Consider the following 13,467-nt stretch of genomic DNA (forward strand, 5'->3'; position numbering starts at 1 on the left):
CTGGTCAGCCTCCTGCGACGCCAAACACGAGGGGCGGAGCACCGGCTACACCGAGTGCTCCGCCCCACCCACGACCGACAACCGCCCCCGATTGCTCAGCGTGCTCGCCGAGCAACCGGGGGCGGTTCATCCTTGCGGTCCGATATCCGCGTCATGGACGCCGGCATCCATCATGACGTGTACCGGACGGCCGAGCTGTCCGCTGTGTCTCCGGGTCGGTGGAGACGGGGAACCAAGCTCAGGTCGTGCCGCACGACCAGCCGGAGGCGAACCCGCCGATCTCACCAGTGGACTGGTGGCCGATGCCGGCCTTGATGCAGATCTTCACGCCTTCCGGGAAATTGTGGCTGTCTTCCTTCTTCGTGGTGCCGTTGCCGCTGCTGTTCCACACCATGAAGTCGTAGCCCTCGCCCGTCTTGATGGGCGCCACATCAACCTTGAGAGCGGCGGAGAAGCCGTCCGCACACGTGTCCTTGAGATACAGCGTGTCCCCATTACTGACGAACCAGCCGTCAGATGTGTGACTGCAGGAGCCGGAACCGTAAGAGTGCCCCGTGTCGGCGGTAGCCGGAGAGCTCGCCACCCCCACTCCGACGACAGCTGCGGCAATAGCTCCCATCAACTTCATCCGAGATACGCGTACCACATTAGCCCCCTGAGTAGATGCGCTGAACGGTCGTCGCGAACTCTATGGGAGTCAGCCCGAAGGGCGACTCCATTTTCCCAACCCTAGGGCTGCATTGATCAAATTTCCATAGAAAAAAATCATGCCAAATCGCCCTGGAACAACGGCTCACGACGGTTCGTCAGTCACTGCTGTCGGCCGGACACAGGCCGCACCCGCCTGCGCCACATCACGATCGGCACGGCACCAGCGATGCCGATCGCACCGGGTGCGACAGCCGCCGCGGCACCCAGACCCGGCTGGTCGAAGGTCTTCGGAACGGGCAGGGTCGCCCAGCGGTTGATCGGCCACGCCACGACGATGGCTCGGCCGACGACCTCGTCGTTGGAGACCGTGCCGCCGCCCGGCAGCTCCTGGTGGTAGCGGGAGTCCCAGGAGTTCTGGCGGTGGTCGCCCATCACCCAGATCCGGCCCTCGGGAACCTTGATCGGGCCGAACGGCGCGTCATTGCAAGCGGTATTGCCCGGGAAGATGAACGATTTGTCGTCCAGGGCCTTGCCGTTGACCACGACCGGGCCGTCCTTCTTGCACTCCACCGTGTCGCCGCCGACCGCGATGACCCGCTTGATCAGGTCCTTCTCCTCGGCGGACGGCATCAGTCCGATGAAGCTGAGGAACTTCTGCACCACATTCGGATTGGCGGTCTGGGTGTTTTCCAGCCAGCCACCCGGGTCATGGAAGACCACGACCTCGCCTCGCTTGGGCTCCGCGCCGAACCAGGGGGTCAGCTTGTCGACCAGCACCCGGTCGCCCCGCTGGAGAGTGTTCTGCATGGAGTCCGAGGGGATCGAGAACGCCTGCACCAGAAACGTCTTGATCAGCAGCGCGAGTACCAGCGCGATACCGACGAGGAGGGGCAGCTCCTTCCAGAAGGAGCGCGGCTTCTGCCGGGCTGTACCGCCGCCGTTCGGAGAGTCGCCGCTACTTTCCGCGCGGTCCGCCGGTGTTCCGGCGGGCTCAACATTCTCCGGATTGTCCGGCCGGTCCTCGGGTTCCTCGTGTCCGGATCGTGCGCCGACCGCCAAATCCCCCACATCCACTCCTTACTCCGTGCCACCGCCTGCGCCCTAGCCGGTGCAGGCCCACCACTCCCATAACGAGCGGGAGTTCCGCAGGGGTCGGGAGAGGGATCATTCCGTTGGGATCCTTGGACGACACACTATTCGACGGGCCCGACGCAGCAGCCGTCCCGGCGCGCGCGTCAGGGACCGAGTCGAATGTCGTCGGTTCCTCCAGTTTTCGCCAGTGTCCGAAGGGCCAGGCGATGACGACAGCACGCCCCACGACCTCGTTCTCGGAAACCGTACCGTGGTCCGGCTCGTCCAGGTGAAAGCGCGAATCGGCCGAATCGGACCTATGGTCACCCATCACGAAGATCCGGTCGACCGGAACCTTTACCTCGAATTTGATGAGGGAGGGCGGATTACCGGGGTGCAGATAGGGCTCGTCGAGCGGTACACCGTTGACGGTGATCCGGCCATCCTTGTCGCAGCACTTCACCGTGTCACCGCCGACCGCGACCACCCGCTTGATCAGATCCTGCTCGTCGTCGGACGGCAGCAGCCCGATGAAGGTCAGGGCTTCCTTCACCTGCTTGACGACGACGGGAGGGTCCTTCTTGCCGGCGTTCTCCTGCCTCAGCCAGTGGCCCGGGTCCTTGAAGACGACGACATCGCCGCGCTGGGGCCTGGATCCGAACCAGGGCGTCAGCTTGTCCACGAGCACCCGGTCGCCGATCCGGATGGTCTGCTCCATCGACCCCGACGGGATCACGAAGGCCTGCACCAGGAAGGTCTTGAGCACAAGCGCGATCAGCAGCGCCACGGTGAGGAGAAGGGGGATCTCCCGCACGGCCGACCTGCGCCGCCGCCGTTTGACCTTGCGGGCCAGCCTGCGCCGCTCCGCCCTGGTCGGCAGGGAGCGCGCGGCTGTCGGCCCGCTGCCGGCCGGCAGCGGTATCTCAGGGTCGGGCCCGCCCTGCCGCAGCCCGCGGTTACCCATGGGCCCCGCCCGTCGCCCGTACACCGGCGAAGACGGCGCTGTCCGGCAGTGAGCCCAGCCGGCCCAGCGGCCAGCCGATCCAGTCCACCCTGCCGATCACCATGTCGACCGGGACCATGCCACCGCCCGGTTCTCCCAGGTGGTCACGCGAATCGCGGGAATTGCTGCGGTGGTCGCCCATCATCCACAGCGTGCCTTCGGGCACGACGATGTCGAAGCGCACCCCGGACGGCGCGTCTCCCGGATGCAGGTAGCCCTCGTCGACCGGTCGGCCGTTCACCTCGACCCTTCCGCGCTTGTCGCAGCAGACGACCCGGTCTCCTCCCACGCCCACCACCCGCTTCACGTAGTCGGTCTCGGCAGGCTCTGCCAGCCCCAGGGACGCCGCCACACCGTACAGCAGCCCGGTGACGAGATTCTGTTGGGGAGCTTCCTGCACGAACGATCCGGTGCCGTCGAAGACCACCACATCGCCGCGCTGCGGTACGGAGCCGAAACGGTACGCCAATTTATTGACCAGTACCCGGTCCCCCACCCGCAGTGTGGGCTCCATCGAGCCACTGGGAATCAGGAAGGGCTGCACCACGAAGCCGCTGAGGAGCAGCAGGAGGACCGAGCAGACGGCTCCGAGTGCGGCGGTCCGCCGCCACGAGATCGAGGCGGTCGGCCGGTCCGGGATACGCGAAGAGCGCGGCCCCTCCTCCGACCCTGCTGCGGGTGCGGAGGAGCGGTCGCGCTCCGAGGGCTTGGCTTCCGTGTCCATCGGGGCCAGAGCTTATCCGGCCGTCCTGTGGACCTGGGAGCTAGCTCAGTTGTCGCGCTTCTCCTTGATCTTCGCGGCCTTGCCGCGCAGCTCACGGAGGTAGTACAGCTTGGCGCGACGGACGTCACCGCGGGTGACGAGCTCGATCTTCTCGAAGATCGGGCTGTGCACCGGGAAGGTGCGCTCGACGCCGACGCTGAAGGAGACCTTGCGGACCGTGAAGGTCTCGCTGACGCCCGAACCCTGGCGACGGATGACTACGCCCTTGAACTGCTGGATACGGGAGCGGTTGCCCTCGATCACTCGGACGTGGACGTTGACGGTGTCACCGGGGCGGAACGCCGGGACGTCGGTACGCAGCGATGCGGCGTTGACGCCATCGAGCAGGGAAGCCATGTTGTCTGCTTTCTTCGCCGATGCCACAGGTCATCGACGGGAGATAGTAAGGAGATGGGGGTGCTGATCGCGTCGGGCGGGCGTCGTTCCCCCTGTGGCAGGGGCGCACGCCGGACGTACAGCAGCGGCCTATTCTTCCACGGCCTCGGGCCTGCGCCAAAATCGGCCACCGGGCTCCGGCGACCAGCCGAGGATGGAGAGGATCTCGCGGTCCTTCTTGTCGAAGCCGCTCGCCTCGCAGCGCTCGATGAGATCGGGCCGGTTGAGCGCGGTGCGACGGAACGCCTCGTCCCGCCGCCAGCGTGCGATCTTCCCGTGGTGACCGCTGAGCAGTACGTCCGGGATGCCCCTGCCGCGCCACTCGGGCGGCTTGGTGTAGACGGGCCCCTCCAGCAGATTGGCCATCTCGCCGGGGGCGAAGGAGTCGTCCCTGTGCGATTCGGCGTTGCCGAGCACGCCGGGCAGCAGCCGGGCCACCGCCTCCGTGATCACCAGCACCGCAGCTTCCCCACCCGCCAGCACGTAGTCCCCGATGGACACCTCGACGACCGGCATGCGGGTCGCGTACTCGTCCATCACGCGCCGGTCGATGCCCTCGTAGCGGGCCGGCGTGAAGATCAGCCAGGGCCGCTCGGAGAGCTCGACGGCGAGCTCCTGGGTGAACGGACGGCCGCTGGGTGTGGGTACCACGAGCACCGGGGAGTGCGCCCCGGCCTCGTACCCGCCCGCCAGCGCGTCGTCCAGCGCCTCGCCCCACGGCTCGGTCTTCATGACCATGCCGGGGCCGCCGCCGTACGGGGTGTCGTCGACCGTGTTGTGCCGGTCGTACGTCCAGTGCCGCAGGTCGTGTACGTGCACATCGAGGCGGCCGCGCGCGCGGGCCTTGCCGACGAGCGAGACATTCAGCGGTTCCAGGTACTCCGGGAAGATCGTGACGACGTCGAGGCGCATCAGAGGTCCTTCCCGGAGTCGGGCGCCTCGTCCCCGTCGCCCTCTTCGTCGCGCGAGGAGGCGATCACGGCCTGGCTCTCGTCGATCAGACCGGGCGGCGGGGTGATCACCGCGCGCTGCTCTTCCAGATCGATCTCGGTGACGATCTCCTCGACGAACGGGATCATCACCTCGCTGCCGTCCGGCCGCTCGACGATGAAGAGATCCTGGGACGGCAGATGCGTGATCTCGGTAATCCGGCCGATCTCGGTGCCGTCGGCGAGGACCACATCGAGGTCCATGAGCTGATGGTCGTAGAACTCCTCGGGGTCCTCGGGGAGTTCCGCCGGGTCGACCTCGGCGATCAGGAGCGTGTTGCGCAGGGCCTCGGCAGCCGTACGGTCGCGTACGCCCTCGAAGCGCAGCAGCAGCCGTCCGCTGTGCACCCGGCCGGTCTCGATCGTCAGCGGTCCGGCGGTGGCCGGTTCGGTGGCGAGTACGGCCCCGGGCGCGAGCCGCAGCTCCGGCTCGTCCGTACGCACCTCGACGGTGACCTCGCCCTTGATGCCATGGGCACGGCCGATCCGCGCGACTACCAACTGCACCTTGTGTCTCTCCTGTCATACGACGACGGGCCGGGGCGGGCGCATGGCCCTCCCCGGCCCGTGCCGGTGTTCAACTCTGTCAGCGAACCTGATCCACATCGACGAGGTCGACGCGGATGCCACGGCCGCCGATGGCGCCCACGACGGTACGCAGCGCGCGTGCGGTGCGTCCGTTGCGGCCGATCACCTTACCGAGGTCGTCGGGGTGGACCCGGACCTCGAGTACGCGACCACGGCGCAGGTTGCGCGAGGCGACCTGCACATCGTCGGGGTTGTCGACGATGCCCTTCACGAGGTGCTCGAGAGCCTCCTCGAGCATGCTCAGGCCTCGGTCGACTCGGCGGACGCAGCCGCGTCAGCGGCCTCGTCCGCCTTCTTGTCGGCCTTCTTCGCCTTCTGCGTGATGGCCTCGCCCTTGGACTCCTCGCCGGTGTCCTTGGCCAGGGCCTCGAACAGGGCGCGCTTGTCAGCCTTGGGCTCCGGCTGCAGCAGCGGCGCCGGGGCCGGGAGACCCTTGTGTGCCTGCCAGTCACCGGTGAGCTTCAGGATCGCGAGAACCGGCTCGGTCGGCTGGGCGCCGACGGACAGCCAGTACTGCGCACGCTCCGAGTTGACCTCGATGCGCGAGGGGTTCTGCACCGGGTGGTACAGGCCGATCTCCTCGATGGCCCGGCCGTCACGGCGGGTACGGGAGTCGGCGACGACGATGCGGTAGTGAGGCGAACGGATCTTGCCCAGACGCTTCAGCTTGATCTTGACTGCCACGGAAGTGGTGTCTCCTGGTCTATGACGTGGTTGGGCACAACGAAGATGCCACGTGGGGTTGCGGTACTCGGGTGCCCGACGGACGCGTCAGCCGGAGGAGAGAGGGGTCCTGTGCGACTGTCGAGTACAGCTAGCCATTGTGCCACACCACATCGGGTCACCCCACCGCGACCGCGGCTTCCGGGATACGGAACGGCTTTCCGCAGCCACCGCAGACGATCGGTGCCTGCGCCAGGACCGACGGGACGACGCGCACATTGCGTCCGCAGTCGCAGACGGCCTTGACGCGGACGCCTCCGCCGGAGGAGCCGTGCCGGGCGGCCGGGCCGCGGAAGGAACGCTTGGTGTCGGCGGCGGTGGCGACCGTATGCGCCTTGAGGGCGCGCTGCAGCCGCTCGATCGTCGGGCGGTACCGGCGCTTGGCCTCGGGATTGAGCGTGACCAGCGAGAAGCCACTGCTGGGGTGGGGCTCCTCGGCGTGGTCGAGGCCCAGCTCCTCTGCGATCGCGAGGAATCGGCGGTTGTGGTAGCGGCCGGCCCGAGAGGTGTCGCGGACACCTCTCGCGGCGGCGATGCCATGGACTGCCTCGTGCAGCAGTCGTTCGAAGGAGAGCTCGGCGCCACAGGCGGACGAGGACTCTCCGATCAGGGACTCGGGCGCGGCTAGGTCCGGCAGCTCGGGGTGGTACCGCTGAATGTCGGCCCACGCCTGCGCCAGCTCTGCGGCAAGTACAGGTGGTGTCGTGCTCACGTCGTGACAACGAGCGCGAGTGCCCCGGTGTTCCGATTCCGGGCCATCCCAAATAATTTGCACGTACCAGTCAGTTGCCATTGATGCGTCCTGACGAGGGCGGGTGCGCAGATCTGCGGAGAAGTCACACAGCTCACACCAAGGTGGTACGTAGCGACCCGTACGCCCGGACGCGTAGGCGGCAACCGTACGCCGGGGCGCCGAGCGGCTCCGTGTCAGTAGGCGCGGGCCACCAGCGCGACAGTACCGGGAGCGTCGTCCGCGTCCGGCACCGACCCGTCCTCGGCGATCAGACACCGTACGGACACCCCGTGCTCCGCGAGCCGGGCCTCCCCCGTCGCGCCGAGGGCCGACCAGGCGATACGCGCCCAGCCGCCCGCGGTCGCCGCCTCCACGGCCTCCTCGACGGACGCGACCTCGCTGGTGGACGATTCACGCCGGCTCCGGGACTCCCTCAGCAGCGTCGCCTGGTCCTGCGCAAGGACCGCCTCAAGCAGCGCGGGCAGGGCCTCGATCGCGACCGGCTCCTTCCCGCCGGGGATGCGCCGGGCCAGCATCGCGGTGCCGCTCTCCAGATCGCGCGGGCCGACCTCGATCCGTACCGGCACGCCCTTCAGCTCCCAGTCGACCACGCGGCGACCGAACGGGGTGTCGGTGCGGTCGTCGACCTCGGCCCGGATTCCCGCGGCGCGCAGCCGCTCCCCGATGGACCGGACCGCGCTCAGCACCCCTTCGTCCTCCTTGACCGCGAGGACGACCGCCTGGACGGGCGCGAGCCGCGGCGGCACCCGGAGGCCGTGATCGTCGCCGTGCGCCATGATCAGACCGCCGACCATGCGGGTCGACGAGCCCCACGAGGTCTGCCAGACGAGTTCCTGCCTGCCCTCCTTGGACAGGTAGCTGGTGTGGAAGGCCTTGGCGAAATTGGTGCCGAGCTCATGGCTCGTACCCATTTGCAGGGCCTTGCCGTCCCGCATCATCCCTTCGAGCGTCAGGGTGTTGACGGCCCCGGCGAACCGCTCGGCCGGAGTCTTGCGGCCGAGGACCACATCGATGCCCAGCACGTTGACCATGAAGTCCGCGTAGACGTCCCGTTGGATGTACGCCGCGTACTCCCGGGCCTCCTCGTAGGTGGCGTGGGCGGTGTGGCCCTCCTGCCAGAGGAATTCCGTCGTACGGAGAAAGACCCGCGGGCGCATCTCCCAGCGCACGACGTTCGCCCACTGGTTGATCAGCAGCGGCAGATCCCGGTAGCTCTGCACCCATTTCGAGAAGTACTCGTTGATGATCGTTTCGGACGTCGGCCGCACCACCACGGGCTCTTCGAGCTCTTTCCCGCCGGCGTGGGTCACGATCGCGAGCTCCGGCGCGAAGCCCTCGACGTGCTCGGCTTCGCGTGTCAGGTAAGACTGGGGGATGAAGAGCGGGAAGTAGGCGTTCCGGGCGCCCGCCTGTTTGATACGGGCATCCATCTCCTGCTGCATCCGCTCCCACAGGCCGTATCCGTACGGCCGGATGACCATGGTGCCGCGCACCGGACCGTTGTCCGCGAGTTCGGCCTTGTTGATCAGATCCTGGTACCAGCGGGGAAAGTCCTCGGCCTGGGGCGTGAGAACGGGTGCCTTTGCCATGGCGCGCATCGTACGGCGACACCGCCCATCACACGGGGCGACGGGCCCTGCTTCCACGGGCCGTCCCTTCGAGCGCACCACCGGAGCACGCAAGCATTGCCATCAGAGCCCTGGACGCGGGCGCGGAGGCGCAGTTCTCTGACATACGGGGGGAGCGGGCGCACACACAGGGGGCATCCACTCGGGCACGACCGATCGGACACGACCGACCTCTCGGCGGATTGGGGCGCTTCCATGACACCAACGCTCGTCCGGCACCACAGCTACGCGGACACGACCACCCCGGTGGACTCGGGTGACCATGCCCGGGACTGGGCCGAGATCCAGGAGCGAATGCTCGCACCGCTGTACGAAGCGGTGTACGAGCGGCTCGAAGTGGGAACCGGCACCCGGCTGCTCTCCCTCGGCTGTGGCTCCGGTCTCGCGCTTCTCATCGCGGCCGCGCGCGGGGCGCGCGTCACCGGCGTCGACACCGACCCCGAACGACTGGCACTCGCCCGGACCCGGCTGCTGCCCGATCCGGGGAGCGGCGCCGGACCGTCGGCCGGGCGTCCGCGGCTCCTCGACGGCGATCCGTCCGCGGCCGCCCCGGCCGACGGGAGGCCGTACAACCTGCTCACCGCGTTCACCCCGATCGGCTGCTCGTCCGGCGACGGGGAAGGCCTCGTGGACGCGCTGCGGTCCGCCCTGCCGCTGGCCGCCCGGGGCAGCACGGTCGTACTTACCGGGTGGGGTCCGCCGGAGCGGTGCGCGACGGCGCCGGTGCTACGGGTGGCTGGCCGGCTCTCCAACGGGGCGCGGGCGCCCCGCACGGGCGGCTGGCGGCCGTCGCGCCGGGACGATCTCGAGGAAGTGGCGTTCAGGGCCGGTCTGAATCCGGACGGCTCGGGCCGGGTGGCGTGCCCGTTCGGGTACGCGGACATGGACAGTGCGGTGCGGGGGCTGCTGTCGACGCGGCTCTTCGATACGGCGGTACGGGCGACGGACCGGGACCAGGTGGAGAAGGAGGTCACGGAGGCCCTGCATCCGCACCGGCGCCCGGACGGCACGATCTGGATGCCGAACGTCTTCCGCTATCTCGTGTGCACCACTTGAATCTCGCGCACCGTCAACGTCCGAGCGGCAGCCGCTACTTGCCCAGGCGGGTGATGCCGGCCGCCCGGTAGGCCGCGGCCTCGTCCAGCGTCTCGTTCTCCAGCAGCGCCGCGGCCAGCGAGTCCAGCCTGTCCCGGTTCTCGCGCAGGAGGCGGCACGCCACCTCGTAGCACTCGTCGACGATGCGGCGCATCTCGCTGTCCACCGCGTCGAGCGTCGCGGGGGCCGCCGAGAGTCCGTACGTCTGCTGGGCATCACTCGGAATCGCCGTCAGCCTGCCCACCCTGTGGCTCATGCCCCAGCGGCCGACCATGCCGCGGGCCAGGTTGGTGACCTGTTCCAGGTCGCTCTCCGCACCCGTGGTGACCATGTCGAAGACCACCTGCTCGGCGGCCATGCCGCCGAGCGCACCGATGATCCGGCCGCGCAGATACTCCTCGGTGTACGAGTACTTGTCGGCGTCCGGCGTCGAGAGGGTGACGCCCAGGGCCCGGCCGCGCGGCACGATGGTGACCTTGCGGACCGGGTCGGCGCCCGGCTGGAGCATGCCGAGCAGGGCGTGTCCGCTCTCGTGGTACGCGGTCCTGCGGCGCTCCTCGTCCGACATGACCAGCGAGCGTTCCGCCCCCAGCTGGACCTTCTCCAGGGCGTCCGAGAGATCGGACTGCCTGACCTCGGACTGCCGGCGCTTGACGGCGAGCAGCGCGGCCTCATTGGCCAGGTTGGCGAGATCGGCGCCGGTCATACCAGGGGTCGTACCGGCCACCTGGGCCAGGTTCACATCCTCGGCGAGCGGGATCTGCCGCATGTGGATCTCCAGGATCGCTTCCCGGCCGCCCCTGTCCGGCGGGCTGACCGAGACGATCCGGTCGAAGCGGCCGGGCCGGGTGAGGGCGGGGTCGAGGATGTCGGCGCGGTTGGTGGCGGCAAGCACGACGACGCCCTCCGAACCGGAGAAGCCGTCCATCTCCGTGAGGATCTGGTTGAGCGTCTGCTCGCGCTCGTCGTGGCCGCCCATGCCGGAGCCGCCGCCGCGGGCCCGGCCGATGGTGTCGATCTCGTCGATGAAGATGATGGCGGGTGCGACCTTGCGCGCCTCCGCGAAGAGTTCCCGTACCCGGCTCGCGCCGACGCCGACGATCATCTCGATGAACTCGGAGGCCGATGCCGAGAAGAACGGCACCCCGGCCTCGCCCGCGACGGCCCGTGCGAGCAGTGTCTTGCCGGTGCCGGGCGGTCCCGTGAGGAGCACTCCCCCGGGCATGCGGGCGCCCATCTTCCGGTACGACTGCGGGTTCTTCAGGAAGTCCACGACGTCGTTGAGCTCGCCCTCGACCTCGTCGATCCCGGCCACGTCCTGGAAGGTGGTGCGCTTGCCGCCGTCCAGTTCGACGGGTTTGGGCGGGGCCTTGCGCCCGAAACCTCCCATCCCGCCGCCCATGCCCCGGGACATCCGCCGGGCGATGAATACCCAGAGCAGGACGAGCAGCAGCATCGGGGCCAGCGAGATCAGCAGATTGGCGAGGAAGCTGCGCTGCTGGACGACGGGCTCCGCGGTGACCGTGACACCGTCCTTGACCAGTTCGGCCCAGAGGTTGTCGTCCGCGAAGGCAGGCCGCTGAGTGACGAACTTGGTGAATGTCTTGTCGCTCCCCGGGACCTTCGCCTCCTTTTTGAGCTGCCCCTGGATGGCATCGCCCTTGGAGTAGATCTTGGAGACATTGCCCGAGGTGACCTGCTTGCTGAACTCCGTGTACGCGATCGTCCGCTCCTCCGCCCCGTTGAAGAAGGACAGCACCAGATTGGCGATCAGATAGACGGCGAGCGCGGCCAGCAGCAGTCCGCCCCAGCCCCCCGGCATCTTCCGGCCCGGCGGCGGAGGCGGCGGGGCGCCCTCGGAGCGCCATGGCTGATCGGTTCGGTCGCGGGGAGGTACGGGGGTGGTCACGCGCTCTCCTCTGCCGACGCCATTGAATGTGACATTAGATGAGAAACCGCCCCAAAGCCCCCTGTGGATCCATCCAGTGGGCCCACAGGGGGGAATCGAGGCCCGATGGATGACCCCTTCGCGAACTCCTTCCTCGGCCCCGCCACCTACGCCACGATCACAGGAACATGCGTGAGGGGCGCCCACCGATGGCGGGCGCCCCTCACGCAATGTCGTCGGGCGATCAGCCCATGAACTTCTTGAACTCGTCCGGCAGCTCGAAGCTCTTGTCCTCCTGCGCCGGCAGACCGAACGCGCCGCCCTGCGCCGCCGCCTGCTCGCGACGGGCCGCAGCTGCCTGCTCCTCGGCCTTGCGCTTCATCGGGTTGCCGCTCTTGCGCTTGCCCTTGGCCTGCTTGACCTGCTTCTTCTGCCGGCCGGGGCCGCCGCCCATGCCCGGCATCCCGGGCATCCCCGGCATGCCGCCGCCCTGAGCCATCTTCGACATCATCTTGCGCGCATCGAAGAACCGCTCCACCAGGTTCTTCACCGCGCTGACCTCGACACCGGAGCCCTTGGCGATACGGGCCCGGCGCGAGCCGTTGATGATCGTCGGCTCGGCGCGCTCCTTGGGGGTCATCGACTTGATGATCGCGGCGGTACGGTCCACGTCGCGCTCGTCGATGTTGTTGATCTGGTCCTTGATCTGCCCCATGCCGGGCAGCATCCCGAGCAGCTTGGAGATGGAGCCCATCTTCCTGACCTGCTCCATCTGGGCCAGGAAGTCGTCGAGCGTGAAGTCCTTGCCCTTGCTGGACGCCAGCTTGGAGGCCATTTTGGCGGCCTCTTCCTGGCTGAAGGTCTTCTCCGCCTGCTCGATCAGGGTGAGCAGGTCACCCATGTCGAGAATGCGGGACGCCATGCGGTCGGGGTGGAAGGCGTCGAAGTCCTCGAGCTTCTCACCGTTCGACGCGAACATGACCTGCTTGCCCGTGACGTGGGCGATCGACAGGGCCGCACCACCGCGGGCGTCACCGTCGAGCTTGGAGAGCACCACACCGTCGAAGCCGACGCCGTCGCGGAAGGCCTCGGCGGTGTTGACCGCGTCCTGGCCGATCATCGCGTCGACGACGAAGAGGATCTCGTCGGGGCTGACGGCGTCGCGGATGTCCGCGGCCTGCTGCATCAGTTCCTGGTCGATGCCGAGGCGGCCCGCGGTGTCGACGATCACGACGTCGTACTGCTTGGACCGGGCGTGCTCGATCGAGTCCTTGGCGACCTGGACCGGGTCACCGACGCCGTTACCCGGCTGCGGCGCGTACACCGCGACACCGGCGCGGTCGGCGACGACGCTGAGCTGGTTGACGGCGTTGGGGCGCTGGAGGTCACAGGCGACGAGCAGCGGGGAGTGGCCCTGGCCCTTGAGCCAGAGACCGAGCTTTCCGGCGAGGGTGGTCTTACCGGCACCCTGGAGACCCGCGAGCATGATCACGGTGGGCGGGTTCTTGGCGAACCGCAGCCGCCGGGTCTCGCCGCCGAGGATGCCCACGAGCTCCTCGTTGACGATCTTGACGACCTGCTGGGCGGGATTCAGCGCCTGGGAGACCTCGGCACCGCGCGCCCGCTCCTTGACGTTGCCGATGAAGGCGCGGACGACGGGCAGCGCCACATCCGCTTCGAGCAGGGCGATACGGATCTCGCGGGCCGTGGCGTCGATGTCCGCCTCGGACAAGCGGCCCTTGCCCCGGAGGTTCTTGAAAGTCGCACTAAGGCGGTCGGAGAGAGTATCGAACACGGCGCTCGTCGGTCCTCAGGGTCGGGGGCGGGGCAGGTCAGTCGTCCCCAAGGGTATCCGGACCCCGGGAATCGCAAAGCCTTCGCCCGGTTCTCATGGGCGGACAAGGCCTGTGGACGGCAC

The 13,467-nt window shown here is 68.4% G+C and carries 14 protein-coding genes; 1 reads left to right on the forward strand and 13 read right to left on the reverse strand.

Translation table 11 applies throughout. The annotated features are described in order from the left end of the window. Nucleotides 1-238: 238 nt before the first annotated feature. From ABTZ94_RS02185 to proS, 11 genes are all read right to left on the reverse strand, one after another. Nucleotides 239-619 (reverse strand): hypothetical protein, encoded by a 381-nt coding sequence (locus ABTZ94_RS02185; protein ID WP_351196592.1) that lies wholly within the window; start codon nt 617-619, stop codon nt 239-241. A 191-nt stretch (nt 620-810) separates the two neighbouring features. Beyond that, entirely contained in the window at nt 811-1,710 is a 900-nt protein-coding gene (lepB, locus tag ABTZ94_RS02190; protein WP_351196714.1) for a signal peptidase I, read from the reverse strand. After that, nucleotides 1,643-2,686 carry a signal peptidase I gene (gene lepB / locus ABTZ94_RS02195; protein WP_351196594.1) on the reverse strand — a complete coding sequence of 348 codons (1,044 nt, stop codon included), beginning with the start codon at nt 2,684-2,686 and terminating at the stop codon, nt 1,643-1,645. Before lepB (ABTZ94_RS02195) ends, lepB (ABTZ94_RS02190) begins: the two co-directional genes overlap by 68 nt. Continuing rightward, a complete protein-coding gene (gene lepB / locus ABTZ94_RS02200; protein ID WP_351196596.1) occupies nt 2,679-3,449 on the reverse strand; it encodes a signal peptidase I in 771 nt (256 codons plus the stop codon). The genes lepB (ABTZ94_RS02195) and lepB (ABTZ94_RS02200) overlap by 8 nt, the downstream gene beginning before the upstream one ends. 45 nt (nt 3,450-3,494) lie before the next feature. Then, on the reverse strand, nt 3,495-3,845 hold the full coding sequence (rplS, locus tag ABTZ94_RS02205; RefSeq protein ID WP_093899094.1) for a 50S ribosomal protein L19: 351 nt from the start codon (nt 3,843-3,845) through the stop codon (nt 3,495-3,497). Nucleotides 3,846-3,974: 129 nt separating this feature from the next. After that, complete coding sequence (gene trmD, locus ABTZ94_RS02210; protein ID WP_351196599.1) at nt 3,975-4,796, reverse strand: tRNA (guanosine(37)-N1)-methyltransferase TrmD; 822 nt, start codon at nt 4,794-4,796, stop codon at nt 3,975-3,977. Further along, nucleotides 4,796-5,380, reverse strand: a complete 585-nt coding sequence (gene rimM / locus ABTZ94_RS02215) for a ribosome maturation factor RimM (protein WP_351196601.1) — start codon at nt 5,378-5,380, stop codon at nt 4,796-4,798. The genes trmD and rimM overlap by 1 nt, the downstream gene beginning before the upstream one ends. Nucleotides 5,381-5,459: 79 nt before the next feature. After that, nucleotides 5,460-5,699: an RNA-binding protein gene (locus tag ABTZ94_RS02220; RefSeq protein WP_005311361.1), complete on the reverse strand. Its 240-nt coding sequence runs from the start codon at nt 5,697-5,699 to the stop codon at nt 5,460-5,462. 2 nt (nt 5,700-5,701) lie between these two features. Beyond that, nucleotides 5,702-6,145 carry a 30S ribosomal protein S16 gene (gene rpsP, locus ABTZ94_RS02225; RefSeq protein ID WP_351196603.1) on the reverse strand — a complete coding sequence of 148 codons (444 nt, stop codon included), beginning with the start codon at nt 6,143-6,145 and terminating at the stop codon, nt 5,702-5,704. A gap of 157 nt (nt 6,146-6,302) precedes the next feature. After that, nucleotides 6,303-6,896: a hypothetical protein gene (locus ABTZ94_RS02230; protein ID WP_030928573.1), complete on the reverse strand. Its 594-nt coding sequence runs from the start codon at nt 6,894-6,896 to the stop codon at nt 6,303-6,305. Between the two features lie 215 nt (nt 6,897-7,111). Then, nucleotides 7,112-8,527, reverse strand: coding sequence for a proline--tRNA ligase (gene proS, locus ABTZ94_RS02235; RefSeq protein ID WP_351196605.1), 1,416 nt, complete (start codon nt 8,525-8,527; stop codon nt 7,112-7,114). 234 nt (nt 8,528-8,761) lie between these two features. Here proS and ABTZ94_RS02240 point away from each other — a divergent pair, with 234 nt between their 5' ends. Then, nucleotides 8,762-9,622 (forward strand): class I SAM-dependent methyltransferase, encoded by an 861-nt coding sequence (locus tag ABTZ94_RS02240; protein WP_351196607.1) that lies wholly within the window; start codon nt 8,762-8,764, stop codon nt 9,620-9,622. Between the two features lie 34 nt (nt 9,623-9,656). Here ABTZ94_RS02240 and ftsH read toward each other — a convergent pair whose 3' ends face one another. Continuing rightward, a complete protein-coding gene (ftsH, locus tag ABTZ94_RS02245; RefSeq protein WP_351196609.1) occupies nt 9,657-11,570 on the reverse strand; it encodes an ATP-dependent zinc metalloprotease FtsH in 1,914 nt (637 codons plus the stop codon). Between the two features lie 223 nt (nt 11,571-11,793). Then, complete coding sequence (gene ffh / locus ABTZ94_RS02250; protein ID WP_351196611.1) at nt 11,794-13,344, reverse strand: signal recognition particle protein; 1,551 nt, start codon at nt 13,342-13,344, stop codon at nt 11,794-11,796. Nucleotides 13,345-13,467: the final 123 nt, after the last annotated feature.

The organism is Streptomyces sp. NPDC002785 (assembly GCF_040295565.1).
Taxonomy (GTDB): Bacteria; Actinomycetota; Actinomycetes; order Streptomycetales; family Streptomycetaceae; genus Streptomyces.

Excerpts from the sequence above, each read along its gene's own strand:
- rplS (WP_093899094.1), bottom strand. The coding sequence starts at position 3,845 with ATGGCTTCCCTGCTCGATGGCGTCAACGCCGCATCGCTGCGTACCGAC.
- ABTZ94_RS02185 (WP_351196592.1), bottom strand. The coding sequence starts at position 619 with ATGGGAGCTATTGCCGCAGCTGTCGTCGGAGTGGGGGTGGCGAGCTCT.
- trmD (WP_351196599.1), bottom strand. The coding sequence starts at position 4,796 with ATGCGCCTCGACGTCGTCACGATCTTCCCGGAGTACCTGGAACCGCTG.
- proS (WP_351196605.1), bottom strand. The coding sequence starts at position 8,527 with ATGGCAAAGGCACCCGTTCTCACGCCCCAGGCCGAGGACTTTCCCCGC.
- lepB (WP_351196596.1), bottom strand. The coding sequence starts at position 3,449 with ATGGACACGGAAGCCAAGCCCTCGGAGCGCGACCGCTCCTCCGCACCC.
- lepB (WP_351196594.1), bottom strand. The coding sequence starts at position 2,686 with ATGGGTAACCGCGGGCTGCGGCAGGGCGGGCCCGACCCTGAGATACCG.
- ABTZ94_RS02220 (WP_005311361.1), bottom strand. The coding sequence starts at position 5,699 with ATGCTCGAGGAGGCTCTCGAGCACCTCGTGAAGGGCATCGTCGACAAC.
- ABTZ94_RS02240 (WP_351196607.1), top strand. The coding sequence starts at position 8,762 with ATGACACCAACGCTCGTCCGGCACCACAGCTACGCGGACACGACCACC.